Genomic DNA, 24,740 nt, shown 5'->3' with positions numbered 1-24,740 from the left:
TGCTGTGTGCGAAAGAAAGAATTGCCGTCATTCCCCTCAATTTTCACCCCAGTCTTCAATGTGCATCACATAAATCACGCTATATTCTTCGCCCGCTATTTGTTTTAATCGTTAACTAAATGCTAACAATTAAATCACATTTAAACGGCAGGACGCCGACTTCACTGTTTATCTGGCTCGGAGAATATAAAATGACAGAAACAACCTCGGCCATTGAGGATGGGGATACCGCCGATCTGGCAGTCCAGGACAAAAAGAAACGTATTTTCGCGATTGTTGGGGCTTCATCCGGGAACCTGGTGGAGTGGTTTGATTTTTACGTTTACTCGTTCTGTTCTATTTACTTTGCCGCTTCGTTTTTCCCTGCCGGCAACAGCACCACTCAACTGCTGCAAACTGCCGGTGTGTTTGCCGCAGGTTTCTTTATGCGTCCGATCGGCGGCTGGTTATTCGGTTATATTGCCGATAAGCATGGCCGTAAAAACTCGATGTTGATTTCAGTCTGTATGATGTGCGCCGGATCCCTGGTGATCGCCTGCTTACCGACTTATGAATCGATCGGCAGTTGGGCGCCGGTGCTGCTGCTGGTTGCCCGTCTGTTCCAGGGGCTGTCGGTTGGCGGCGAATACGGCACCAGTGCCACCTACATGAGTGAGGTGGCGATAAAAGGGCGGCGTGGGTTCTATGCATCGTTCCAATATGTCACGCTGATTGGCGGCCAGCTGTTGGCGCTGCTGGTTCTGGTGGCACTGCAGCAAATCCTTTCGACTGAAGAACTCAAAGCCTGGGGCTGGCGTGTTCCCTTTGCAATAGGGGCGGTATTGGCCGTAGTGGCGTTATATCTGCGCCGCTCACTGAATGAAACTTCCGATGCTAAAACCCGTAACCATAAGGATGCCGGTTCGCTGAAAGGGCTGTGGAAGAATCGCAAGGCCTTCCTGATGGTGCTGGGCTTTACCGCCGGGGGCTCGCTGAGTTTTTATACTTTTACCACCTATATGCAAAAGTATCTGGTCAATACCTCGGGGATGGATGCCAAGCTGGCCAGCGGTATTATGACCGCTGCCCTGTTTATCTATATGCTGCTACAGCCGCTGGTTGGGGCATTATCGGATAAGATTGGTCGTCGTAGTTCAATGCTGATCTTTGCTTCGTTCGCCACCTTACTGACGGTACCTATCCTGCTGACGCTGAAAAACGTCACCAACCCCTATGCGGCGTTTGGCCTGATCGTGATGGCGTTGTTCATCGTCAGTTTCTATACCTCAATCAGTGGGTTGCTGAAAGCCGAAATGTTCCCGCCGGAAGTGCGGGCGTTAGGTGTTGGTCTGTCTTATGCGGTGGCTAACGCGATGTTTGGCGGATCTGCAGAATATGTTGCGCTGTCGCTGAAGTCGTACGGCATCGAGAACGCCTTCTTCTGGTATGTTTCCGGCATGTGTCTGTTGGCACTGATCGTTTCGCTCCGCTTGCATCGCAGGGGGAAAGAGATCCAACTGTGAATCAGCGGGTAGCCTGGTACAGGCTATAACCGGTAGCCGCTCCCGCCACATCCCAGGCAAAATCCTTCCAGCTCCAGCCGGTGCCGCCCTCGCGACTGTCATACAGTTCTTTGGCGGCACCGAGCCCGATCGAGAACATCAGGCCGAAGCTACGGCTGCTGGTCTCACTCCAGTTTTGATGGTCACCATAAGCGGCACCGGCGGCGGCAAAGACGGCGGAAGAGACAAAATGCTGAGCCTTGTCCTTCCCGGTCCAACGGTCATTGGCCAGATGTGTGCAACCGCTGGTGAACAGTAAAAAGGGCAACACAGCCAGGCAGCGGAGTAGACGCATAATGAAAACATCCTGTTGTCATGACACATAAAAAACCCCGGCATGGGCCGGGGTCTGCGATAGCTGAATTATAGCGCGGTTACAGTATACGGCTAATCAATCGGTCGATGCGGATACGGCGCAGACGACGGATCAACTTACGCACTTTGATCGGATATTCCTGGATGCTTTGCAAGTCCAGGTAGTGCCCAACCACGGTGGTATGGGTACGGATGCACTCTAGCTCTTTGTGCCGCTGCTCACGCAGTTCCTGCTTGGGATCGTGGATCAGAATGGCATTCTCCAGATCCAACCGCCAGGCGCGTGGGTTAAGGTTATTGCCGGTAATCAACTGCCATTCGTCATCCACCCACATGCCTTTCAGGTGGTAGCTGTTATCGCCGTCTTTCCACAGCCGAACAATCAGCTGGCCGGTATCGACATAACGCTGCAGGCGGCTGAGAAAGCGTCGCAGGTTAATTTCGTACAGGTAAGGCAGCGCGCCGATAATTTTGAACGGCTGATCTTCCGGAATATAGAAGTCATTAGCGGTTTTATCACCGACAATGATTTCCACCTGTTTGCCCTGGCGCAGCAGATAGATGATATTGCGCACCAGCAAGGCAGGTAGGTTGAAGTAGGGGGTACACAGCGTCAGTTTCTGATCGGCGCTGGACATCAGGTGGTGAATGGTTTTATTCAGCACGCTTTGTTTACCCAGGCCAACCAGCGGCGTTACCGCCAGCTCATCGTTGCTCGCCTTGTTACTAAACTGATAGCCGGCGCGGCGCAGGCCGAAGCGAAACAGGCGAGTTTCGTTTTTGATCTCTGGGCTTTTGGGGCGATCGTCACGATCCAAACGCTGTACGGCGCCGGCTGTGAGCAGGTGCTGTTTGATGTAATCGATCAGGGTATTGGCCAACGGGTTGTTGGTGATCAACTGGTAGCGATCGTAGCGGTATTTCTCATGCTGATGCAGGTAAACGTCGTTGATACTGGCACCGCTGTAAATCACGGTATCGTCGACAACAAAACCTTTCAGATGCAACACGCCCAAGGCTTCACGGGTATTGACCGGCACGCCGTAGATTGGCACGGGCAGCCCCGGATGCTGGTCTGCCATGGCGCAGTACCAGTCAGCATTGGTATTGGCGGCCGCGGCACCGATGCGCCCACGCTGGGCGCGATGCCAGTCGACCAGAATGCAAATCTCCAGCTCGGGACACCGCTGCTTCGCCTGATAAAGTGCGTTGAGAATATCGCGCCCGGCGTCGTCGTGCTCCAGATACAGAGCGACCAGATAAATGCGTTGGGTGGCGTTAGCGATTAATTCCAGCAGGGTGGCGCGGTAATCAGACGGTGTGTACAAAGTGCGTACATCAGCTACCGTCTGGGGGAGTTTGGGCAGTTGTGCAAGGTGTTGTTGATGTTTGCTACGTTTAAATTTTGACAACATCACAGTGCGCTTCTTCTCTCATGATTAGATGGCCTGAACGCCAAATACGGAAAAACAATAAATCGAATAATCGGGCGATAATACCACTAGTTGCCTCGATTGTGCGTATGTTTTGGCGTTAAGTGGTGGATTCGTAGCGCATTGCGACACAGGTCACTGCGCTTCTTCCGCCTGTAGCGGCAGGGTCAAATTGACGATACCGTCCTCCAGTTGCACATCGATACCGAAGCCCAGCCGTTGTGCCAGTCCTATCATGCCGCGGTTGTTTGGCATGGTGATCCCGGTCAGACGGGTCAGCCCGTGGGCACGGGCATAGGCAATCATTTTTTCCAGCAGTTGACGGCCCAGTCCCAGCCCTTTCAGGTCGGAGCGCACCAGCACGGCGAATTCCGCGTCGGTATTGTCCGGATCAGACAGAGCGCGCGTTACACCGATGATCTGTTCATCGCGCACGGCGACAAAAGCCATCTCCCGATCGTAGTCGATCTGCGTCATGTTAGCCAAATCGTCATGGGTAAACTCGTTGATCTCACTGAAGTAGCGATAGTAGAGATCTTCCTTGGTCACGCGATCGATAAAGTGTTTCAGCGCAGGTTCATCCTCCGGCAGGATTGGCCGGAACAGGCATTGTGAGCCGTCTTTCAAGCCAATGGTCTCTTCCAGCTCATGAGGATAGGGGCGGATGGCCAGCCGTGCCTGCGGGTCACCCTCAAAGGGAGCAAGCTGCATGGAAACGTCCAGCAGGGTGAATTCGCTGCCGGAGGCCAGTACCGGGTGGATATCCAGTCGGGTGATTTCCGGGCAGTCGAGGATCAGGTTGGATACCTGAACCAGCAGGCGGCTCAGTCCGGGAATATCCAGAGGTCTCAGGGCACTGCGCCCGCGGATCTTGCCGCCTTTCACTGCCTGCAATACCAGATAGCGCGCCAGCGCCATATTCAGCGGTGGTAACGCCACTGCGACCTGATTTTCCTGCCGCCATTCGATGCCGCCTTCACCCAGCATGATCAGTGGGCCAAAAATGGCATCCTGTTCCACCGCTATACGCAATTCCTGAGCGCCGGCGCGGTTGGCCATGCTCTGTACCAGCAGGCCATGAATACGCGCCTGTGGATAGGTGCGTTTTACGCGGTCGAGAATAGCCTCTGCGGCACGCTGCACCTCGGTGGCGGTGCGCAAATAGAGCATAACGCCCTGGACTTCAGACTTATGGGGAATATCCGGCGAACGCAGCTTTAAGGCAACCGGGTAGCCAATTTGTTCGGCTATATGCACCGCTTCGGCGCTGTCTTCGGCAATCCAGGTCGGTAGTGTCGTCAGGTCATAGGCCTGCAGAATGGACTGCACCTCGTGGGTATCGAGCTGAGTAGCGCCTTCGGCCAGCGCCTGCTGAATCAGCCTATGGGCATCGGCGGTGTTGGCGGTCAGGCCGACCGGCAGCGCCGGCGTCTCTTTGAGCTGTTTCTGATTACGGCGATATTCCACCATATGCATAAACGCGGTCACCGCGCCTTCCGGGGTACGGTAGGTTGGAATGCCGGCCTCGGTAAACAGTCGCCGGGCTTCCTGCGAAGAGTATTCGCCGCACCAGTTGGTGAGCAGCGTAATACGTTTGCCACGTGGGTGTTGGCGTACAGCCTCGATAATCCGTTCGGCGGTGAGAGTGCCCGGGGCCGCTGCGCTTGGCGCGTGGATCAGCAGCAGGGCGTCGTAATCATGGCTGTCGAGCAGCGTTTTGACCGCCGCCAGATAACGTTGTGGCGTCGCATCATCGCGCAGATCGATTGGATTACCCGCATGGATAAACTCGGGCAAAGCCTCACCAAACTGAGCCAGAATTTCGTCCCCTAACTGTGCCAGCTTGCCGTTGCGGCCCAGCAGTTCGTCCAGGGCCATCGCGGCCGGTGCGGCGCCGTTGCTGACGATCATCAACCGCTCTCCGCGCAGCGGGTGCATATGGCTCAGGGTTTCTACTGCCGAGAACAACTCGTGGGTATCCTGCACGCGCAACAAACCGGCGCGCTGGATGGCGGCATCGTAGGCGGCATCCAACCCCTGTTGGCTGTTGAGCAACAGTTGGGCCTGCTGGCTGCGCCCGCTTTTAACCACCAGAATCGGCTTGTTGCGTGAAGCGCTGCGCGAGGCGGATAAAAAGCGCCGCGCGTCGCTGATATTTTCCAGGTACAGCAGGATGGCGCTGGTTTTACTGTCGCGCGCCAGAAAATCCAGCAGGTCGTCGACGTCAATATCCAGGCTGTCACCCAACGCGATAAAATAGGAAAAGCCGACTTCACGCTGTTGCGCCCAGTCGAGAATGGTATTGGCCACGGCGGCGGACTGGGAAATAAACGCCAGCTTGCCCTTGAGGATGGGCACCGGTGAGAAACTGGCGTTGATGCCTTGCCACGGTGCCAGCAGGCCCAGACTGTTTGGCCCCAGCAGGCGCATCGAATAACGCTGTGCGCAGGCTTTCAGCTCGGCAAACTGTTCCGGCGGGGAGGAGAGCACAATGGCGGTTTTGCAGCCGCGTTGCCCCAGATCTTCAATCAGTGCCAGGTTGCGCTGTGCGTGGGTGCAAAGTATCGCCAAATCGGGGCTGAATGGCAGGCTGGCGACGTCCGGGTAGGCCATGACACCGCACACGGCCTTGTAGCGTGGCGTCACCGGCATCACCGGCCCGTTGAAGCCACCGGCCAGCAGGTTGCTCATCATCAGGTTACCGGCGCGGCCGGGCTGTTGTGAAGCGCCGAGAACGGCAATCGATTTAGGACGTAAAAGCGCTTCTAACCCTCGCTGGCTCATGCACGACTCCTTTAGGCAACGTTACGCCTGATTCTAGGCGTTTTGCGACGGCTTTGCTGTGACCGGTGCCTCCGGTCGGGTAGGTTTCCCTGCCAGATACTGTTGACGGAAATAGTGAAAATGCTGGGCCAGCCCGTCGGCGGCGGCCACATCACCGGCCTGCTGCAACAGCGCTGTCGCCACTTCGGCCGTGCAGTGCTGCTCGGTGCGGCTGGCTTCGCGCAGTTGGTAGTTGGAAGCGGCGGTCACGTTGAGTGAGAACACCGGGAACTGATTGAGGTACGGGCTTTTACGGAACATTTTGCTCGCCTCGGCCCAGGTGCCGTCAAGCATAATAAACAGCGGCGGTTTGCCACCGGCGGGCAGTTCGTTGAATACCGGCCGCTCGGGTGCGGCATAGGACGCGGGAAACACCACGTAAGGCTGGCGTTCGGGATCGTTAATTGCCGCCAGCAGGGCTGGGTCTACTTCGGTGCGCGACCAAAGAAATGCCTGAGTCTCCGGCAGAATATCGGCGATCAGTCGGCCGGTATTGCTCGGCTTCAGCGGCTCTGCACCAAACATGATCAGGCAAAAACGACTGGCGGCCGGCTGCGGCTGAATAGTGTCACACAGGCAGTTCTTATGGGGCAGCAGGCAGCCCTGACAACGCGGTACGCGGTTGCCGCGCGCCAGAAAGGGGCGGGTAGAGCGTTCCAGACGAATTTGGCGCAGGCGAAGTACGGCGTTGTCGGTCATAAAGATCCCGGGGAAAACCGCCATTGTAACGCAGAAAAAAGCCCGACGGGAGCATTCGGGCTGGATTGGATCCTGGCGGTGTCATCCACAACGGCAACACCGCTTATACCCAAAATAATTGGAGTTGCATCGCGGCAGCAACTAAGCGCATCCCTGGGAGCGTACAAGTCGTACGTGACCGGGGTCAGCGCAGGAAGCTAACAAAGATGTGGCTTCAAGTATGCAGGGTATAGACTTTCTGCGTTAAACTAGTTCATTGAGCCAGTTATCGAACGGCGTTTTCGGCATGGCGCCGTTGAGCATATCGACCATTTTCCCTTCGCGGAACAGCATAATGGTCGGGATGCTGCGAATGCGGAAGCGGGCGCTCAGTTCCGGTTCGGCCTCGGTATTCACCTTCACGAAGCGGACTTTGCCGGCGCGCTCTTCGGCGACGTCTTCGAAGATCGGGGCAAAACTGACGCAAGGTCCGCACCACGGCGCCCAAAAATCGACCACTACCGGCAGGCCATCTTGCAACAGCGAGTCCAGAGTGGCAGCGGTGGCGTTGATTACCTCGCCGTCAAAGAGCGCATGGCCACAACGGCCGCATTTCGCACCGTCAGCCACTCGTTCTTCAGGGACGCGGTTGGTAGCATTACAAGCTGGACAAACTGTATTCATGATGACCTCGGATACTGAGAAAGCACGACACACCGCACTCGGGTTGCGGATATGTTTCTTTAATGCTGCTTATTATCGTTAAAAGTGGGGCGATGAACAAAGAGGTTTGTTCGATGAATACGATAGTTGTTAGCTTTTAGCGCAAGTAGGTGGCTTAGCACCCTAACATCAGGTAATCTTCGCGCCCTGCGCGTTGGTGGAGAAGAAAATGAACGATTCATTTAGTGGCAAGAACGGTAAAGTTAAAGTGATGTACGTCCGCAGTGACGACGACAGCAGCAGCGACGACCGTAACAAGAATAAGCGTCCGGCCGGCAAAGGCCGTCCGGCAGACGGTGCGCGCACTTCGGGCCGTACCGGTCAGGACAAGCCGCGCGGTAATAATGATCGCCGTGGCTCTGGCTCTGATTCCCGCCGCAGTGAAAGCGATCGTCCTCGCAGTCCAGCGCACACTGAAGACCGTGGCGGTTATGATTCGCCGTGGAAAACCGTGTCACGTGGCCCGGAAGAAGAGCCGGCGTTTGATCACGGTGGCATCAGCGGTAAAAGCTTTATCGATCCAGAGCAGTTACGTCGTCAGCGTGCGGAAGAAACGCGCGTTTACGGTGAAAACGCCTGTCAGGCCCTGTTCGCCAGCCGCCCGGATGCTATCGTCCGCGCCTGGTTCGTACAGTCGGTCACGCCACGTTTTCGTGAAGCACTGCGCTGGATGGCGGCGAACCGCAAAGCCTACCACGTGGTGGATGAAGAAGAGCTGGCCAAAGCGTCCGGCACCGAACACCACGGCGGCGTCTGCTTCCTGATTAAGAAGCGCCAGGGTCTGGATGCGCAAACCTATCTGAAAGAAGCTCCGGCGAAAGACTGCGTGCTGGCGTTGGAAGAAGTGGGTAACCCGCACAACCTGGGTGCTATTGTCCGTTCTTGCGCTCACTTTGGCGTTAACGGCGTATTGTTGCAGGATCCGGCGGTGCTGGAGTCTGGCGCAGCGGTGCGTACGGCTGAAGGCGGCGCGGAACACATCAAGGCAATTAACGCCGATGATTTCCTGTCGGTGCTGGATACCTTCCGCAAGGCGGGTTACGCCATCGTCACTACCTCGAGCCACAAAGGGACCCCACTGGCGCAGGCTAAACTGCCGGCCAAAATGGTGCTGGTACTGGGTCAGGAGCGTGACGGCCTGAGCGACAGTGCCTGGCAACAGGGTGACATGAACGTGTCTATCGGCGGTACCGGCAAGGTGGAAAGTCTGAACGTATCGGTCGCGACCGGCATTTTGCTGGCTGACTGGTGGCGTCAAAACCAAGCTTGATATACCCGTCGCCTTTCAAGCCGCAGCGTTGTTACCTGCACTAACTCACCCCAGTTACTTACTAGAGTAAGCGCCTGGGGATGAGTGAGTTGGTCGCCTAGCTACAACTTGAAATTCATAGGGTATACATAATATGTCATAAAAAACGGGCGCCTCAGGGCGCCCGTTTTGTTTTCTGCTGTTTAGTGAGCGCCGCCGCCCCCACCGCCGGAGCTGAATGGCGGTTTCGCCACCCAGACCAGCGCCAGCAGGATCAGGAACACCCCAGCCGACAGCCAGAATATCTCGTTAGCCGAGATAATCAGCCCCTGCGCGGTGATCTCGTTGGCGATATAGGCCGATGCCTGCTGCTTGCTCATGCCAATCTGTTCCAGTTGCCGGTACATGTCCTGCGACTGCGGGCTGTAAGGATTCACAAACTCCGCCAGCTGCGAGTGATGCTGCGACTCGCGTTGCGTCCACAGGGTGGTGGTGATCGAGGTCCCGATCGACCCCGCCAGCGTACGGGTAAAGTTCGACAGGCTCGATGCCGCTGCCATACGTTCCGGCGGCAGGCCGGACAGCGTAATGGTGGTCAATGGCATAAAGAAGCAGGCGATGGCGAAGCCCTGGACAAACTGCGGCCAGGCCGAGGCACCAAAGTCCATTCCCGGTTCAAACGTATAGGCGCGCCAGTAGAAGCACACGGCATACATAATGAAGCTGAAGGTTACCAGTCGACGCATGTCGAGCCGGTTACCGAACTTACCGATGATCGGCGACAGCAAGACCGGTATCAACCCGATAGGTGCCGAAGCCAGCCCCGCCCAGGTGGCGGTATAGCCATATACCTCCTGCAGCAACTGTGGCAATAGCACAATGGCACCGAAGTACAGCATATAGGCCAGGCTGATACACAGGCAGCCGACGGTAAAGTTGCGCGACTTGAACAGCGACAGATCCACCACCGGGTGGTCGTCCGTCAGTTCCCAGATTATCAGGAACACCAGCGCCACCACCGCTACTACCGTCAGCACTATTATCTCGGTCGAGTTGAACCAGTCCAGCTCCTTGCCCTGATCGAGCATCACCTGCAGCGAACCAATCCCGACGATCAACAACACCAGACCGATGGTGTCGATCGGTTTGATCTCGGTTTTGGTTTCCCTGCCTTTCAACGTCGACATCGCCACCAGGATCACCACGGCGCCAATCGGGATGTTGATGAAGAAGATCCAGCCCCAGTGATAGTTGTCACTGATATAACCGCCGAGGATCGGCCCGAATATGGGCGCGACGATCACCGTCATTGACCATAGCGCCAGGGCCATCGCTCGCTTGGCGGGCGGATAGTTGTTCAGCAACAGACTCTGCGACAGCGGGATCAACGGCCCCGCGACCACACCCTGGATCACGCGGAAGAAGATCAGCATGCCCAGACTGTTGGAAATACCGCACAGCCAGGAAGCGAGCACGAACAGCGCGGTGGACCACAGGAACAGTCGCACTTCACCGACGCGCTTTGCCAGCCAACCGGTAATTGGGATCGAGATGGCGTTCGCCACGCCAAACGAGGTGATCACCCAGGTACCCTGCGAGTTGGAAGACCCGAGGTTACCCGCAATGGTCGGGATCGCCACGTTGGCAATGGTGGAGTCCAGTACCTGCATAAAGGTCGCCATGGCGAGCGCGACCGTCATCCAGGCGAGCTGGGCACCTTCAAGCGGTTTCTGTGCCAAGGTAGCCTCCCACGCGCTTAGCCGGCATTCGCATGGATCACGTCGGCGATCATCTGGTTAACCGGTGCCAGGTTCAACGCCAGTGCGTTGGTCTGATACAGCGGCTTGTCACGCACCACGTCAGACAGCACGCGGCCATCCAGGTTGGTGGTGTCAACTTTCACCAGCGTCGACAAACCAATACGCAGCGGATGATCGGCGATTTGTTTGGCGTCCAGCTCAATACGAACCGGCAGACGCTGAACCACCTTGATCCAGTTACCAGTGGCGTTCTGTGCAGGCAACAGTGAGAAAGCGCTGCCGGTGCCCATATCGATACCGACCACTTTGCCGCTGTACACCACGTCGTCACCGTAAATGTCACTGACCACGGTGGCCGACTGACCGATACGCATATTGGCGATCTGGGTTTCTTTGAAGTTGGCGTCCACCCAAATGTGTTCGGCAGGAACCACCGCCATCAGCGGGGAACCGGCGGCGATTTGCGCGCCAACCTGTACGCTGCGGCGAGACACATAGCCGGTGATCGGACTGATGATTTTGGTACGTTGCAGCGCCAGCCAGGCGTCACGCATTTGCGCAGCGGACTGTTGAATCGCCGGCTGTTGCTCCAGCGGGGTGTTCAATACCATCGCCTGGTTGGCGTTGTATTGTTGAACCGCCACTTCCAACGCCGCCTTGGCGCTGTCGACCGCATCACGCGCATGTTGCAGTTCTTCACGGCCGATGGCGTCAAGGCTGCCCAGTACCACGCGGCGTTTCAAGTCGTTCTCCGCTTTGCTCAGGTCGGACTTGCGCAAGGCAATGTTGGCCTGATACTGCTTGCTGTTGATGATCAGCTGGTGGGTCTGACGCACGCTGTTGGCCAGGCCGGTTTTGGCGCGTTCGAGCGCCTGTTCGGCATCGGTTGGATCCAGCGTGAGCAGCACATCCCCCTGCTTCACGTAGTCGGTATTGTCGAAGTTGACGCTGTTAACGCTACCGTTCACCTGGGCCATGATCTGCACCTGGTTGCCGGCCACATAGGCGTCGTCCGTTTCCTGATGATGACGCAACACCAGGAACCAATACACTAAATATGCCACCCCAATAACAACGAAAATAACCGTCAGCAACAGCAGCCAAAATTTACGCTGTTTCTTTTTGCCGGCCGGTTGTGGCGGGGTCTGAGTCTCCGCACTTACACTCATGGTGTTCTCCAAGCTCTCAATTTTATTATGCTTTTGAATCCGCAGCGACCGGGGCCTGATAGCCACCGCCCAGCGCACGGATCAGTCCTATCTTCGCCTGCAGCAAGTTGCTGTTGGCATTCAGTTCCGCCTGTTGCTGCTGCAAGAGCTGCGTCTGGCTGGTTAACAACTGGTCGCGCCCGATAATCCCTGCCTGGTATCGAGCGTTAGCGACACGGTACACCTGTTGCATCGATTGGGACGCAGATGCCGCCTGCAGCTGCTGTTGCGCAGTGCTTTGTTGGACGGTGATGGCATCGGCGGTTTCCTGCACGGCATTCAGGATAGTTTGGTTATAAGATTCCACTGCCTGGTCATACAGCGCGGACTCCTCACCCAGCTTGCTGCGCAGCGCACCGGCGTGGAAGATCGGCAATGAAATCGCCGGCATCACGTTCCAGGCCTGGCTGGCCGCTTCAAACAGATTCGGGCTGGTGCCACTGGTGTTAGTGGTGGTCAGGCCGGCAAAGGCTGAAATGGTCAGGCTGGGGTAAAATTCTTTACGGGCGGCGCTGACGCGTTGGTTATAGGATTCAACCAACTGACGTTGCGCGGTGATATCCGGGCGTTTACCCAGCAGATCGGCAGTCAGCTCACCTTTTGGCGCCATCAGAGTGCTGGCGGGCAGAGCCACCGGGCGCAGGTGTTGCATGGCGCTCGGGCCCTGGCCGGCCAACGCGGCCAACTGGTGTCTAAGTTGTTCAATCTGCGATTGCAGTTGCAGGATCTGCTGCTTGGCGCCGTCGGCTTGCGCCTGGCTTTGCTGTGGAACATCAACGCCGGTGATGCCGGCTTTATATTGCTGTTGACGCAAATCCGTCAGGCGTTGGTTGTTGTCCACTTCTTGTTGCAGCAGTTTTTCCAGCGCGAAATTGCTCTGCAACTGGTAATAGGCCGAGGCTACCGAACTGGTCAGCGTCAGCGCAGCCTGTTCCTGCTCGGCGCGGGCCGCATCGACCTGTGCCTTGGCGGCGTTAACCTGATTGCGGTATTTACCCCACCAGTCAAATTCATAGGCCAGGTTCAGCCCCAGCGAGTTGGAGCTCTCGTAGATAGGCTTATGCGGATAGCCCAGTCCCATGTTGACGTTCTGCGGGACTTTCTGGCGGTTGCTGCTGGCGTTCAGATCCAGATTCGGGCCGTTGGCCGCGCTGGCTTCACCCACCACGCTCTGTGCTTCACGCACGCGACCGGCCGCTTGTCGCAGCGTCGGTGAGCTTTGCAGCGTCTGGGTCATCAGGCTGTCGAGCTGAGGATCGTTAAGCGAACGCCACCACTGTGGGCTAACGTTCAGCGAGCTGACCTTCGGCTGTGACAGTTGCAGGCTCTGCGAGTCCATCAGGGTGGATTGCGGGGCAATATTGTCGGTAGAGGCGCACCCAGCCAGCAGCAATACGGCGAACAGCGGGGTGAATCTCCAGTTAAACGGGGATCGCATAGTCGGTTACCTGAACAGAAATTATTGGGATAACTGTCCTGAAACTTCCATCTGGTCCAGACGCGTTAACAGTTTGCGCGTCAGCTGTTCCAGTTGTTGCTGTTCATCATCGTTCAGCGTGGACCACAGGAAATGCAGACATTTGTGCTGCGGTGGCAGCAATTGGTTGAGAAACTCTTCTCCCTGCGGCGTCATGTGCAGATGCAGGCAACGACGGTCATGGTCGCTTTCCCGGCGTTCAATCCAGCCGCGTTTTTCCAGTTCATCGGCAATCCGCGTGGCATTGGTCCGTGACGAGCCCAGGGCAGAGCTTAGCTCAGAAGGCTGAATGCTGTGACTTTCCTGCGCATCCAGAGTAATCAGCGCCATAAACAGGGTTTCGTTAATCCCTTGTGCCTTAAGCATTTTATTGCGATTTTCCAGCAATTTGCTTTGCATGTGCATGCACAGCCGGGTCAGCAGGATTTCCTGATAAGGAAAGTCTTTCTGACGTTTTGCACGGAAATTAAGCATTTGTTCAATGGGAGTAAACGAGCTTTCCATAATTTGGGGCCTCATTAATTTCGTTCGAGATAGTAACGATAGTGATTAATAATGTAAATCTTCAGCCATGCGAATAATTTAGCAATTCGTGTCATTTGTAAGTTATTTGTCAACGACCCCTTCGCGAGCGACAGCCCAGAATGGGGGGAATGGACAAAATCAAAGGCTGGCTGAACTGAGAATCATAAATATTTTTAACGTGACACCAAAGGCGACTGCGCCGCTCAACGTCGACAGAATGATGCTTTTACTGCGGTAAAAGCACAGTCCCAGCGCGGCGAAACCGACCAGCGTCGGCCACAGCTTGTCCGGTTCGCGCATCACCACCGGCGTGCTGGAAACCACCAGCAGCGCACAAATGGAGGCGATACCAATGCTGTCGAGCAATAGCGCGGTTTTGCCGCGTTTGATCCCCGGTTGGGCACGCGCCGGTGCCAGGCGTAAAGGTAAGTAGCGAAACAGGTAATTTGCGCAACCGACCACCAGGCCAATCACCACCACATCAGTGTTCATCAATCACCTCCGATACGCTGGGCTGGAACAGGGCGGCAATACAGCCGGCGCTGATGCCGGCCAAGATGGCGACGGGAATAGAAAACAGCACCACACCGAGCAGTGCGCCAGCCAGTGCGGCAGCGATGGTCAGACTTTGCGGACGCCTGAAGGCCGCCAACAGGAAGCTGAGGAACAGCGCCGGCAACATAAAGGATAACGAGGCTTCAATCACCGGGTATTGCTCCAGCGGCCCGTTACCGAACAGTGCACCGATGGCGGTGCCCGCTACCCAGGAAAGCCAGGAGCACAGTGAAATACCGATCATCCAGTTCTCGCTCCAGCTGCGGTTATTACGCATCAGCTTGGCGGTAGCGGCGGCGAACACCTCGTCGGTCAGACCGAAGGCCCAGAGTGCGGTTTTGCCGCCCGACATGCGTGAAACGATGCGGTGGCGCAGGGCGGGGCCATACAGCAGATGCCGTATGTCCATTGCCATCACGGTCAGCGCGGAAACCCACAGCGACATTCCGGCACTCAGCAGGGCAGTGATCACAAACTGGCTGGCACCGGCATAGATAATGCAGGAAAAGAAGATGCTTTCCAGCGGGGAGAACCCCAGCTTAACGGCGCTCAGGCCAAAGGCAAAAGCCACCGGCACATAGCCGATGACGATCGGTAAACTGTCGACGACGCCGTGGGTGAAGGTAGAGCTGACGGCAGGGGGATTAAGGCTTTCTGCAGCTTGGCTTTGCATTTTTATTAGTGTCGCAGGATAGAGATTAATAGTTCATCTGCAGAACATTACCAGAGAGTGAGTAATGTTTATACCCTGCGGCGCTAATAAATTTCGACTATGACTATTCGCTTGCTAATCAGATCGTCGCCGGTCCTTGCGGATCATGATGCTTGCCGCGCCACCAGGTCAGCAGGTTGAGCAGACACAAAATACCCCCGGCGGTGGCAACGCCAGTCCAGCCGGCATGTTGATAAGCCGAGGCTGACAGCAGTGAGCCGAGCGCACCACCGATGAAATAGCTGGTCATGTAGCCGGCGGTCAGACGGTTGCGCGCTTCCGGCATAATCCGGTAAATCACGCTTTGGTTAGTGACGTGTACGGCCTGTACGGCCAGGTCGAGGATCAGGATACCGGCGATCAACGCCCACAAGGATTGTTTAGCGAAAGCGATGGGTATCCAGGAAAGCAGCAGCAGTACCAGGCCCACGGTGGTGGTTAAACCGCCCTTACCCTGATCCGCCAAATGCCCGGCTCGTGAAGCCGCCAATGCACCGGCAGCGCCTACCAGGCCAAACAGGCCAATCACCCCTTCGGAATAACCAAATGGCGGTGCTGCCAACAGAAAAGCCATCGAGGTCCACAGCACGCTGAAGTTGGCGAATGACAGTGCCCCGAGTATCGCGCGGGTACGTAGCAGGGGGGTACCGCAAAACAGGGTGAAGATAGATTTCAGCAACTGCGGGTAATTCAGCCCCGAATGCTGCTTGTAACGCGGCAGTGCGCGCCACAGGATCAGCGCCATCAGGATCATCAGCACGCTGGCTACCCAGTAAATGGTGCGCCAGCCGCCGATCGACGCCAGCGCTCCGGCCACGGTGCGCGCCAGCAGAATGCCGAGCAGCAGGCCGCTCATAATAATGCCGACGGTTTTGCCGCGCTTCTCCGGATGGGCCAGGGTGGCCGCCAGCGGCACCAGAATTTGCGCCACCACCGAGAACAGCCCGGTGAGCGCGGTGCCGAGGATCATCATCGGCAAGGTGGTGGAGCTGGCGGTGATCAGCATGCCGCCCGCGGCCAGCAGCGTCATAAAGACGATCAGCCCACGGCGTTCAAACATATCGCCGAGCGGTACCAGCAACAGCAGGCCAACGGCATAACCCAACTGGGCGGCGGTAACGATAAAACCGGCCTGATTCACCGACAGATCAAAGTTTTGTGCAATGGTTTCCAGCAGCGGTTGCGCGTAGTAGTTACTGGCGACAGCCAGACCGGTGGCGATGGCGATCAGCACGATCAGCGCCGGGCTGAGACCCGACTGTGAATGTTGTTGGCTCATAAGATATTAATCACAGGGAAAAGTTAGCCGAAGTATCGGGCACGACAGCCGGCGAAACCAATGTATAATTTTCATTTGATCAATCTCATTTTGCGATAGATACCATGAACCTGAAACAGATCCGCTTTGCGCTGGCGGTAGCCGAAGAGCAGAGCTTTACCCGGGCGGCCCAGCGCTGCCATACGGTGCAGTCGGCCCTCAGCCACCAGATCGCCAAACTGGAAGAGGAACTGGGCTGTACATTGTTCGAGCGCACCTCGCGTCGGGTCAGACTGACCACCGCCGGGCAGGCGTTTATTCAACCGGCGCAACGGCTGCTGGCGGCGAAACAGGCGCTGGTGGAAGAAGTGGTTGCCGCCAGCGGTACGGTATCCGGCACCCTGACCATCGGCACCATTTCAACCATAAACGCGATTGATCTGACCGAAAAGCTGGGTAACTTTCATCGCCATTATCCGGCGGTGAATATCCGGCTGTACGTGGGCATGAGCGAAGCATTGCTGGAAGACGTACGCCAACAAAAGACGGACGTGGCGTTTGTCGGTATCTGGCCGGGGGATATCGATATGCTGCCGGTGTCGCATCGGCAGCTAACTGATGAGCCGCTGGTCGCGCTGGTGGCGACGCAGCATCCGCTGGCCAGTCGTCAGCGGGTCAATCTGCAAACTCTGTCAGAAGTGCCGCTGGTGGACTTTTACAGCGGGACCGGTGCCCGGCGGCAGACCGACCGTGCGTTTCAGGCGGCGGGCATCAAGCGGCATGTCAGTTTTGAAATTGACCATATCGAATGGCTGGAGAATCTGGTGCGGCGTGGGTTGGCGGCTGGCATTGTGCCCATCTCGACGGCGCAGCGTTTGAGTTCGCTGGTGTCGATCCCGATTGAGGATGGTCCGCGGCGACAGGTGTACTGCGTATGGCCGCAGCCGCTGTCCAGAACCGCCGAGCGGTTTTTGCAGTTTAGTGGGATTGATATTGCTGGATGAATCTAGTCGGGGCGCAGTGGCCTGCGCCCCGGTGTGATTACTTCTTCGCGGCTTCTGCGGCGGTTTTCACCCAGCCGTCGAAGGTGGCCTGATGCGCTTTGATCCAGCCGTTAACGTGGCTCTGGATATCGGCTTCGGACGCCTGACCTTCATGCATACGCAGGTTCTGCGCATTCACATCGCTAATCGGCAGCTTCATGATGGCAAACAGCTTGGCAGCCGCCGGGTTGGCTTCAGCCCATTTTTTGTTGGCAGCAATGCGCATGGTATTCACCGGGAAACCATAGTTGGCCCCGTTTGGCAGCTTGGTATCCATATCTTTCATCTCGCCAGGCATGGCGGAGAAGGGAACCTGTAACCAGACAACGTCACGACCCGGAACCAGCACGTCACTCACCCAGTAAGGCGTCCAGGTGTAATACAGCACCGGCTTGCCTTCTTTGTAGCGGGTAATGGTATCGGCAATCATCGCTGCGTAGTTGCCTTGGTTGTGTTCGACGGTCTTATCCAGGCCGTAGGCCTTGATGTGATGATTAATCGCCGCTTCGCAGCCCCAGCCTGGCGTACAGCCGGTCAGATCGGCCTTGCCGTCACCGTTGGTGTCAAACAGCTTGGCGATCTTCGGATCTTTCAACTGCTCAACATTGGTGATGTGGTATTTATCGGCGGTTTTCTTGTCGATCAGGTAACCCTGTGCTGCGCCGTTGACGTAAACCCCTTCACGGTAGAATTTGGCATCGCCACCGGCTGCCTTGTACTGATCGGCGTGCAGCGGATCCCAGTTCACCGCCAGGAAAGTGGCATCACCAGAAGCGATCGAGGTGTAAGCGACGTTATAGTCGACTTCACGGGTCTCCTTGACGTCATAGCCCAGCTTTTCCAGCGCTTTGCTGACCAGCAGCGTCTGGAAGGTCTCTTCAGAGATGGTGCTCTGCACCGGTTGAACGGAGATGCCTTTGCCTGGCAAGTCTGCGGCGGAGACCGCCTGTGAGCTAATCAATGTGGTAAGGGCAACCGCCCAGATTCCTGTAGTGCGCATAGTGAAATACCTTTTTTATGTTATGAAGCCGGGATTTCCGGCACGTCGGGATTATTTCGCTGCCGCAGCAGCGGTGCTGACCCAGCCATCAAAGGTGGCCTGATGGGCTTTAATCCAGCCGTCTACGTGGCGTTGTATATCGTCGGCGCTGTTCTCGCCCTTGTGCATACGCAGGTTCTGCGCGTTAACGTCCGCCAACGGCAGTTTCATGATGGCGAACAGCTTGGCCGCCGCCGGGTTGGCCTGCGCCCACGGCTTGTTGGCGACGATGTGTTCGTTATTGACGAAGAAACCGTAATTTTTGCCGTTCGGCAATGCAGTATCCTTGTCTTTCAACGAACCCGGGCTGGCGGAGAACGGCACGGTCAGCCAGACCACATCGCGGCCGGGCACCAGTTCGTCGCTGACCCAATACGGCGTCCAGGTGAAATACAGCACCGGTTTGCCCTGTTTATAGCGGGTCAGGGTGTCGGCGATGATGGCGGAGTAGTTACCCTGGTTTTGAGTAACCCTGTTGCTCAGGCCATAGGCTTTGATATGGGTGTTGATCGCGCTGCCGCACACCCAGCCGGGCTCACAGCCGGCCAGATCCGCCTTGCCGTCACTGTCGGCATCAAACAGCCTGGCCAGCTTGGGATCTTTCAACTGGGAAATATCGCTGATGTGGTATTGATCGGCCGTTTTCTTGTCGATCAGATAACCCTGCGCCGCATTAGTGATATAGGCACCCTGGCGATAAAACTTTTTGTCGCCGCCGGCGCTTTGGTACATGTCGGTTTGCAGCGGATCCCAGTTCACCGCCATGTAGGTGGCATCACCGGAAGCGATAGAGGTATAGGCAATATTGTATTCCACCTCGGCGGTGGGCTGGACGTTATAGCCCAGCTTGACCAGCGCACGGTTGACCAGCTCGGTCTGGAAGCTTTCTTCGGCGAGGGTGCTTTGCAAGGGTTTAACCGTGACGCCTTTGCCGGGAAGTTCGACGGCGAACGCCTGTGTGCCAAGCAATGAAGTCAGGGCTAAAGCCCAAATTCCTGTCGAGCGCATAGTGGTTCCTTCGATTTTATTCGTGCTGTCGGTGCCCCCGGCCAGCGCCGGGGGCAGGGCGATTAAGGCTTTTTGATGAAGGGCCGGGTGACCAGGCCGATGGGGCCGTGTGCGTACCAACGTCCCATGCCTTTGCTGCGGCGATCGCGCCCCAGCGACTGGGTAAGGCGGTCGAGAATAATCGCCAGGATCACGATACCGACCCCGCCGACGGCGGCCAGCCCCATATCGAGACGACCGATACCGCGCAGCACCATCTGGCCCAGGCCGCCGACGGCGATCATCGAGGCGATTACCACCATCGACAGTGCCAGCATCAGCGTTTGGTTTACCCCGGCCATAATGGTCGGCATCGCCAGTGGCAACTGCACTTTAAACAGCAGTTGGCGCGGGCTGGCACCAAAGGATTCAGCGGCTTCGATCAGATCTTCCGGCACCTGTTTGATGCCCAGGATAGTCAGTCGCACGATCGGCGGCAGGGCGAAGATAATGGTGACCACGACTCCGGGCACGTTACCGATACCGAACAGCATGACAATCGGCACCAGATAGACGAAGGCCGGCGTGGTCTGCATGGCGTCAAGCAACGGCCGTATGATTTTGCCTGCGTGCTTGCTGCGCGCCAGCCAGATGCCGAGCGGCAATCCTATGACGATACAGAAGAACAGGGCGGTCAATACCAGCGCCAGCGTCACCATGGCCTGCGACCAGGCACCAATAGCGCCGATGGCTATCAGCGAGACCAGCGTAGCGGCACCCATGCTGAGGCTGGAGAGCTGCCAGGCAATCAGCGAGAACAGCAGAATGGCGATCGGTGCCGGCATACCGAGCAGCAATTGTTGAAAACCGCTGAGGATGAAATCGACCGGCACGCGGATCCCCTGGAACAGCGGGCGAAAGTGCAACACCAGCCAATCAATGCCGTGGGTGACCCAGGAGTCAAAGGGTATCCAGGTCTTGTGGAACGGATCCAACAGGTTGAAGTGCTCCGGCTGGACCGGGGCGCTATTCAGCCAGTCTGAGCCTTGAGCGGCCTGACTGGCGGCGTCATGGGTCGCCGGTGGTGGCGTGCTGGACCAGGCATCGCCGGCGGGAGCTGCCGAGTTTGCAGCGTCAGCGGCCGGTGCGGCACTGGGGTCGACAGGCGCAGTGGCCCAGGGATCTTGTGTTGTATCACTCATTCGTTGGGCCCTCTTTATCCAGGGCCTGCAACAGCATGGCCTTGGAAATGATTCCGATATAGTTGTTTTCTTCGCAGACCACAGGTACCGCGCAAGGCGCCAGAGCGACCAATGAAATCAGTTCGCTTAGCGGCATGTCGGCCGGTACCGGGGCGGGCGCTTCCAGCAGGGCATCATCCAGCGTCAGATTGGCCGCCAGTGCCTGCTTGAGCGAATCTACCGACACCACGCCGATAAATTTCTTTCCGCGTTCAACAACATAACCATAATCACGGTCTTCATCGCGCAGCAGCTGTAACGCCGACCGCGGACCAAAACCGGGGGTTTTACGAATAAGCGCCACCGGACGACGCTTGGCGATATCCTTGGCGCTGAAAACATGGCTGACATCTACGCCACGGAAGAAGGTACGTACATAATCGTTGGCCGGATTATTTAATATTTCCTCCGGCGTGCCGACCTGAATCACCTCACCGCCTTGCATAATGGCAATACGATCGCCAATGCGCATAGCTTCGTCCAAATCGTGAGAAATAAAGACGATGGTGCGCTGATGCTGAGCCTGTAATTTGACCAGCTCATCCTGCATTTCGGTACGGATTAAGGGATCGAGCGCCGAGAAGGCTTCATCCATCAATAATATATCCGGATTATTTGCCATGGCGCGGGCTAATCCTACGCGCTGACGCATGCCACCGGAAAGTTCATCGGGATAAGCATGGGCATAATTCTCCAGTCCGACCTGACGCAGGGCTTCCAGCGCTTTATCCAGGCGTTCCTGGGGAGGAATATCGGCTAATTCCATGCCAAATGCAGTGTTATTCAATACATTCATATGTGGCATTAAAGCGAATGATTGAAACACCATGCTGATCTTATTACGACGTACGGTACGCAGTGCGCTGTCGGATATTTTCGATATATCCTCGCCATCAATCAGCACCTGTCCGCGAGTGGGTTCTATCAGACGATTGAGAAGGCGTACCAGGGTGGATTTTCCGGAACCGGAAAGCCCCATGATGACAAATATCTCGCCTTCTTCAATGGCCAGAGAGGCGTCTTTTACGCCTAATGATAACCCGGTTTTTTCAAGCAGTTGGTCTTTTGTCAGACCTTTCTCAATCAGTTTGAATGCGCGATCCGGGTGTTCGCCAAATATCTTATACAGGTTCTTTACTTCGAGTTTAATTGCCATGCAATTTGCTGTTTCCTCTGATGAATTATCAAACGATAAAAAATGTCCCAATAGAAAATAATAGTCCCCTATACCCTAACACAGTGGATATCTGAGACAACCCTCAATGTCCGCTGAATGGGATATTAGCGATTTACATCAACATTTCTATTGGTTATGGTAGTGCGGTGAATATTCAATTATTTGCGTTTGATATTCCCCGTAAACGCTTGGTTTTAAGTAAAAATAATCCCATTGTATTAACGCTATTATTTACTCGCTGAGTCTTCTTGTCAGGCAATAAAAAACCCGACCAGAGGTCGGGTAAAAGTCATCAGTATTTCATCAGTTTTTAACGACAGGTGCCGATATCGAGGGGATATCGTCGCAGGCATATTATCCGCTTAATATGACAGCCAGATGTCAGCCTACGCCTTGCGATACAGGCGGCGTGGATGGCCAATATTGCCGTACATCATCTCTACGCGTACGAACTGGGTGGCGACACAGTATTCCAGATAACGCCGGGCGGTGGTTTTACTGATACCGACTTGTTCGACCACGTCTTCCACCGCGTGCGCAACCTCGGGCCGTTTGATAAACAGCGCCTGAACCAGCTCCAGCGTATTGGTTTCAATGCCCTTGGCGCTGGGCTCGCTGGAGAACTGTTTGGATTGCAGGTTATACAGCGCGTCGACGTTGCTTTGGTCGATCACCTTGAAGGTGCGCTGGGTTTGAACAAACTGCATAAAGCGTTCCAGCGAGTTGCGCAGCCGTTTGTAGGACACCGGTTTAATGATGTAATCGAAAGCGCCGTTGCGGATCGCCTGGCTGCAGGTGTTCATATCGCTGGCGGCGGTAATGAAGATCACCGAACAGCCGGGATTTTTCACTGCGGCTTCCTCCATTAGCTCAATACCCTGGCCGTCCGGCAAAAAGTTATCCAGCAGGATCAACCGTGGCTGGTGGATTTTGACCTTGGCTCTGGCCTCGGCCAGCGTGGCGGCATAGGCCACCACCCGCAGAGCAAAGTTCTGCTCAATGAACTCGGCGTGCAGCGTCGCCAACTGTGGCTCATCTTCCACGATCAAAACGTCCAGTGCTTCTGGTTGCATTATTCGGGTGCTCAAGATTGTTTAGGGATAAACAAAGAAAAAATGGTGCCGTGCGGCTCGTTGTCCGACACTTCTATGCTGCCATGCGCCTGCGCTACGTGGCTGGCGACCAAATGCAGGCCGATGCCGTGGTCACCTTTGTCATCTTTGGTGGTGACGCCTTGTTCGAACAGCGTATCACGCACCTCGGGGGCAATGCCGGTACCGCGATCGGCCACTTCAATCACCAACTCATTGCCGTTATCGCTAATATAGAGTTCTACCGCTTCATGCGGCGCATCGCAATGCAGCGTAGCGTCAACCGCATTATCCAGCAAATTGCCAATGATCGACATCAGTTCGGTTTCGTTCAGCGCCGCCGGGATTTGCCCCAGCTGACAGGCGGGATCGAAGCGCAGCTCAACGCCTTTTTCCTTCGCACTGGAGTACTTGCCCAACAGCAGGCCGCAAAGTGCCGCAGAACTGAAACGCTGAGAAATAAAGTCGAGGATCTCCTGCGCGCCTTCCGACTGAGCCTCAACATAACGGATCGCCTCGTCGTAGCGCTGCATATGTAACAGCCCGGCGAGGGTGGCGGTCCAGTTGAGCTGTTCATGGCGCATGATACGCAGGTTGTCAGCGTAGCGTTTGACCTGGCTGAGTTGGCTGCTCAGGGTATTGATGTCGTTCTTGTCGCGGAAGCTGATCACCCAGCCTTGCAACTCTTCTTCCTGCATAATCCGCACCCGGCTGGCGATGACCCGCACGTGGTTGAAACGGCAAACCTCATCATGGGTGTCGTGTCCCAACTGGGAAGCGCCGAAAAAGTCCGGCTGTGACTGGATCAACTCGCCAATTTCACGTCCCATCAAGGCCCCGGCGGGTTGACGCAGATCCAGTAATTCACGTGCTGCGTGGTTGATGGTGATGATGCGCAACTGGGGATCGACGGCAATCACACCCTCATAAATCGCTTCCAGCAGGGCCTTTTGTTGGCGCACCAGCAGCGCAATTTCCTTCGGCTCCAGCCAGAACATCTGGCGTTTTAAATTCTTCGATAACAGCCAGGAAAAGACAAACAGGGCGATTAATAACATCACAATCGACACCACAATTTGCGTCAGGGTTCTGGCATTCAGGTTATCGATATGTGATTTCAGATAGCCGACCGAGACAATACCGATAACCTTATTATTGTCATCCATAATTGGTGCTTTGCTACGCAATGAAATTCCGATGCCGCCTTTGCGGATGGAAATAATACTTTTGCCTTCCAGCACCTCTTGGTTATCGCCGCCGACCATCGGGGTACCGACACGATCAGTATATTCAGAGTGGTAAAGATGCCGGGTTTGTTTATCGCCGATCACGATATAGCTGGCATCACTGCTGGCACGTATTTTTTTCATCAGCTCGGCTATTTTTACCGGATCGTTTTTTTCCACTGCGGTGACCAGGGACGGGATCAGGGCAATCTCCCGTGCCTGCACTTGCGCCCGCGCGCCGAGGTCGCGATGCAGCTGGGCATCCAGCTGATAGTAGGTGTAAGCACCAATAAAGGTTAACAGCACACAAGAGAAGGCGACCAGGCACAGGAATAGCTTGATTTGAAATGAGAGTTTTATGCGCATGGCCTGGGGGGCGTCCTGAGAGATCCTGAGCGCTTACCCTATCATGAGTCGTGGTTAATGTAATATTGCGCCCGATCAACTTGTGATCGCCACCACGGGTTTATCCTTAATGGGTCGCGGTATTAAACGACTGCAATAAAACTGATAAGCTTTAAAGTTAAAATAACATTAACACCATTAAAACCTCGCTCTATTTTACATAACCCCAATTAACACCATAGAAACCATAACCACCATTAAAAACCCTTTTTAATTTTGAACAAAATCACAGCAGGTAATCCGTGCGTTTCTCTATGATGGCCGAACAAACTAA

21 protein-coding genes are annotated in these 24,740 nt (G+C 55.9%); 3 read left to right on the top strand and 18 right to left on the bottom strand.

Annotation, left to right across the window (positions count from 1 at the left end; all coding sequences use genetic code 11):
- The first annotated feature begins 191 nt into the window (after positions 1-191).
- Positions 192-1,502 (top strand): MFS family transporter, encoded by a 1,311-nt coding sequence (locus BEI65_RS07320; protein ID WP_099062761.1) that lies wholly within the window; start codon positions 192-194, stop codon positions 1,500-1,502.
- 1 nt (position 1,503) lies between these two features.
- On the opposite strand, the gene BEI65_RS07315 is transcribed toward BEI65_RS07320, so the two are convergent.
- The 5 genes from BEI65_RS07315 to trxC form a co-directional block, all read right to left on the bottom strand.
- Positions 1,504-1,836 carry a YfiM family lipoprotein gene (locus tag BEI65_RS07315; RefSeq protein WP_099062760.1) on the bottom strand — a complete coding sequence of 111 codons (333 nt, stop codon included), beginning with the start codon at positions 1,834-1,836 and terminating at the stop codon, positions 1,504-1,506.
- Between the two features lie 79 nt (positions 1,837-1,915).
- On the bottom strand, positions 1,916-3,271 hold the full coding sequence (gene pssA, locus BEI65_RS07310; protein WP_176980159.1) for a CDP-diacylglycerol--serine O-phosphatidyltransferase: 1,356 nt from the start codon (positions 3,269-3,271) through the stop codon (positions 1,916-1,918).
- Positions 3,272-3,424: 153 nt separating this feature from the next.
- Positions 3,425-6,073, bottom strand: a complete 2,649-nt coding sequence (locus BEI65_RS07305; RefSeq protein ID WP_099062758.1) for a bifunctional acetate--CoA ligase family protein/GNAT family N-acetyltransferase — start codon at positions 6,071-6,073, stop codon at positions 3,425-3,427.
- A gap of 33 nt (positions 6,074-6,106) precedes the next feature.
- Complete coding sequence (locus tag BEI65_RS07300; protein ID WP_099062757.1) at positions 6,107-6,811, bottom strand: tRNA-uridine aminocarboxypropyltransferase; 705 nt, start codon at positions 6,809-6,811, stop codon at positions 6,107-6,109.
- Between the two features lie 243 nt (positions 6,812-7,054).
- Entirely contained in the window at positions 7,055-7,474 is a 420-nt protein-coding gene (gene trxC, locus BEI65_RS07295; protein ID WP_012146452.1) for a thioredoxin TrxC, read from the bottom strand.
- Positions 7,475-7,682: 208 nt separating this feature from the next.
- On the opposite strand from trxC, the gene BEI65_RS07290 reads away from it, so the two are divergent.
- Positions 7,683-8,783, top strand: a complete 1,101-nt coding sequence (locus BEI65_RS07290) for a tRNA/rRNA methyltransferase (RefSeq protein WP_099062756.1) — start codon at positions 7,683-7,685, stop codon at positions 8,781-8,783.
- Positions 8,784-8,965: 182 nt separating this feature from the next.
- On the opposite strand, the gene emrB is transcribed toward BEI65_RS07290, so the two are convergent.
- The 7 genes from emrB to BEI65_RS07255 form a co-directional block, all read right to left on the bottom strand.
- Positions 8,966-10,501, bottom strand: a complete 1,536-nt coding sequence (gene emrB, locus BEI65_RS07285) for a multidrug efflux MFS transporter permease subunit EmrB (protein ID WP_085118448.1) — start codon at positions 10,499-10,501, stop codon at positions 8,966-8,968.
- A 17-nt stretch (positions 10,502-10,518) separates the two neighbouring features.
- Positions 10,519-11,691, bottom strand: a complete 1,173-nt coding sequence (gene emrA / locus BEI65_RS07280; RefSeq protein ID WP_099062755.1) for a multidrug efflux MFS transporter periplasmic adaptor subunit EmrA — start codon at positions 11,689-11,691, stop codon at positions 10,519-10,521.
- A 25-nt stretch (positions 11,692-11,716) separates the two neighbouring features.
- A complete protein-coding gene (locus tag BEI65_RS07275; protein ID WP_099062754.1) occupies positions 11,717-13,168 on the bottom strand; it encodes an efflux transporter outer membrane subunit in 1,452 nt (483 codons plus the stop codon).
- A 21-nt stretch (positions 13,169-13,189) separates the two neighbouring features.
- A complete protein-coding gene (gene mprA / locus BEI65_RS07270; RefSeq protein WP_085118444.1) occupies positions 13,190-13,711 on the bottom strand; it encodes a transcriptional repressor MprA in 522 nt (173 codons plus the stop codon).
- 159 nt (positions 13,712-13,870) lie between these two features.
- Complete coding sequence (gene ygaH, locus BEI65_RS07265; protein WP_099062753.1) at positions 13,871-14,224, bottom strand: L-valine transporter subunit YgaH; 354 nt, start codon at positions 14,222-14,224, stop codon at positions 13,871-13,873.
- A complete protein-coding gene (locus tag BEI65_RS07260; RefSeq protein WP_099062752.1) occupies positions 14,214-14,960 on the bottom strand; it encodes an AzlC family ABC transporter permease in 747 nt (248 codons plus the stop codon). The genes ygaH and BEI65_RS07260 overlap by 11 nt, the downstream gene beginning before the upstream one ends.
- Positions 14,961-15,078: 118 nt before the next feature.
- A complete protein-coding gene (locus BEI65_RS07255; RefSeq protein ID WP_099062751.1) occupies positions 15,079-16,278 on the bottom strand; it encodes an MFS transporter in 1,200 nt (399 codons plus the stop codon).
- Positions 16,279-16,382: 104 nt separating this feature from the next.
- Here BEI65_RS07255 and BEI65_RS07250 point away from each other — a divergent pair, with 104 nt between their 5' ends.
- Positions 16,383-17,261 (top strand): LysR family transcriptional regulator, encoded by an 879-nt coding sequence (locus tag BEI65_RS07250; protein WP_099062750.1) that lies wholly within the window; start codon positions 16,383-16,385, stop codon positions 17,259-17,261.
- A gap of 37 nt (positions 17,262-17,298) precedes the next feature.
- Here the strand turns inward: BEI65_RS07250 and proX (BEI65_RS07245) are convergent, their stop codons facing one another.
- The 6 genes from proX (BEI65_RS07245) to BEI65_RS07220 form a co-directional block, all read right to left on the bottom strand.
- Entirely contained in the window at positions 17,299-18,300 is a 1,002-nt protein-coding gene (gene proX / locus BEI65_RS07245) for a glycine betaine/L-proline ABC transporter substrate-binding protein ProX (RefSeq protein ID WP_099062749.1), read from the bottom strand.
- 51 nt (positions 18,301-18,351) lie between these two features.
- Positions 18,352-19,347: a glycine betaine/L-proline ABC transporter substrate-binding protein ProX gene (gene proX / locus BEI65_RS07240; RefSeq protein ID WP_099062748.1), complete on the bottom strand. Its 996-nt coding sequence runs from the start codon at positions 19,345-19,347 to the stop codon at positions 18,352-18,354.
- Between the two features lie 62 nt (positions 19,348-19,409).
- Entirely contained in the window at positions 19,410-20,528 is a 1,119-nt protein-coding gene (proW, locus tag BEI65_RS07235) for a glycine betaine/L-proline ABC transporter permease ProW (protein ID WP_099062747.1), read from the bottom strand.
- Positions 20,521-21,723, bottom strand: coding sequence for a glycine betaine/L-proline ABC transporter ATP-binding protein ProV (proV, locus tag BEI65_RS07230; protein ID WP_099062746.1), 1,203 nt, complete (start codon positions 21,721-21,723; stop codon positions 20,521-20,523). The genes proW and proV overlap by 8 nt, the downstream gene beginning before the upstream one ends.
- 407 nt (positions 21,724-22,130) lie before the next feature.
- On the bottom strand, positions 22,131-22,817 hold the full coding sequence (locus BEI65_RS07225; protein WP_099062745.1) for a response regulator: 687 nt from the start codon (positions 22,815-22,817) through the stop codon (positions 22,131-22,133).
- 11 nt (positions 22,818-22,828) lie between these two features.
- Positions 22,829-24,427 (bottom strand): sensor histidine kinase, encoded by a 1,599-nt coding sequence (locus BEI65_RS07220; RefSeq protein ID WP_099062744.1) that lies wholly within the window; start codon positions 24,425-24,427, stop codon positions 22,829-22,831.
- Between the last annotated feature and the right edge of the window lie 313 nt (positions 24,428-24,740).

Origin of the sequence: Serratia sp. BW106, assembly GCF_002607755.1 — a bacterium.
In the GTDB taxonomy this organism is placed as follows: domain Bacteria; phylum Pseudomonadota; class Gammaproteobacteria; order Enterobacterales; family Enterobacteriaceae; genus Serratia; species Serratia proteamaculans.
This window is presented reverse-complemented; position numbering and strand designations above follow the sequence as displayed.

Excerpts from the sequence above, each read along its gene's own strand:
- ygaH (WP_099062753.1), bottom strand. The coding sequence starts at position 14,224 with ATGAACACTGATGTGGTGGTGATTGGCCTGGTGGTCGGTTGCGCAAAT.
- proX (WP_099062749.1), bottom strand. The coding sequence starts at position 18,300 with ATGCGCACTACAGGAATCTGGGCGGTTGCCCTTACCACATTGATTAGC.
- BEI65_RS07305 (WP_099062758.1), bottom strand. The coding sequence starts at position 6,073 with ATGAGCCAGCGAGGGTTAGAAGCGCTTTTACGTCCTAAATCGATTGCC.
- proV (WP_099062746.1), bottom strand. The coding sequence starts at position 21,723 with ATGGCAATTAAACTCGAAGTAAAGAACCTGTATAAGATATTTGGCGAA.
- BEI65_RS07250 (WP_099062750.1), top strand. The coding sequence starts at position 16,383 with ATGAACCTGAAACAGATCCGCTTTGCGCTGGCGGTAGCCGAAGAGCAG.
- BEI65_RS07225 (WP_099062745.1), bottom strand. The coding sequence starts at position 22,817 with ATGCAACCAGAAGCACTGGACGTTTTGATCGTGGAAGATGAGCCACAG.
- BEI65_RS07255 (WP_099062751.1), bottom strand. The coding sequence starts at position 16,278 with ATGAGCCAACAACATTCACAGTCGGGTCTCAGCCCGGCGCTGATCGTG.
- BEI65_RS07275 (WP_099062754.1), bottom strand. The coding sequence starts at position 13,168 with ATGCGATCCCCGTTTAACTGGAGATTCACCCCGCTGTTCGCCGTATTG.
- BEI65_RS07220 (WP_099062744.1), bottom strand. The coding sequence starts at position 24,427 with ATGCGCATAAAACTCTCATTTCAAATCAAGCTATTCCTGTGCCTGGTC.
- pssA (WP_176980159.1), bottom strand. The coding sequence starts at position 3,271 with ATGTTGTCAAAATTTAAACGTAGCAAACATCAACAACACCTTGCACAA.
- BEI65_RS07290 (WP_099062756.1), top strand. The coding sequence starts at position 7,683 with ATGAACGATTCATTTAGTGGCAAGAACGGTAAAGTTAAAGTGATGTAC.
- BEI65_RS07300 (WP_099062757.1), bottom strand. The coding sequence starts at position 6,811 with ATGACCGACAACGCCGTACTTCGCCTGCGCCAAATTCGTCTGGAACGC.
- BEI65_RS07320 (WP_099062761.1), top strand. The coding sequence starts at position 192 with ATGACAGAAACAACCTCGGCCATTGAGGATGGGGATACCGCCGATCTG.
- emrA (WP_099062755.1), bottom strand. The coding sequence starts at position 11,691 with ATGAGTGTAAGTGCGGAGACTCAGACCCCGCCACAACCGGCCGGCAAA.
- BEI65_RS07260 (WP_099062752.1), bottom strand. The coding sequence starts at position 14,960 with ATGCAAAGCCAAGCTGCAGAAAGCCTTAATCCCCCTGCCGTCAGCTCT.
- trxC (WP_012146452.1), bottom strand. The coding sequence starts at position 7,474 with ATGAATACAGTTTGTCCAGCTTGTAATGCTACCAACCGCGTCCCTGAA.
- mprA (WP_085118444.1), bottom strand. The coding sequence starts at position 13,711 with ATGGAAAGCTCGTTTACTCCCATTGAACAAATGCTTAATTTCCGTGCA.
- proW (WP_099062747.1), bottom strand. The coding sequence starts at position 20,528 with ATGAGTGATACAACACAAGATCCCTGGGCCACTGCGCCTGTCGACCCC.
- proX (WP_099062748.1), bottom strand. The coding sequence starts at position 19,347 with ATGCGCTCGACAGGAATTTGGGCTTTAGCCCTGACTTCATTGCTTGGC.
- BEI65_RS07315 (WP_099062760.1), bottom strand. The coding sequence starts at position 1,836 with ATGCGTCTACTCCGCTGCCTGGCTGTGTTGCCCTTTTTACTGTTCACC.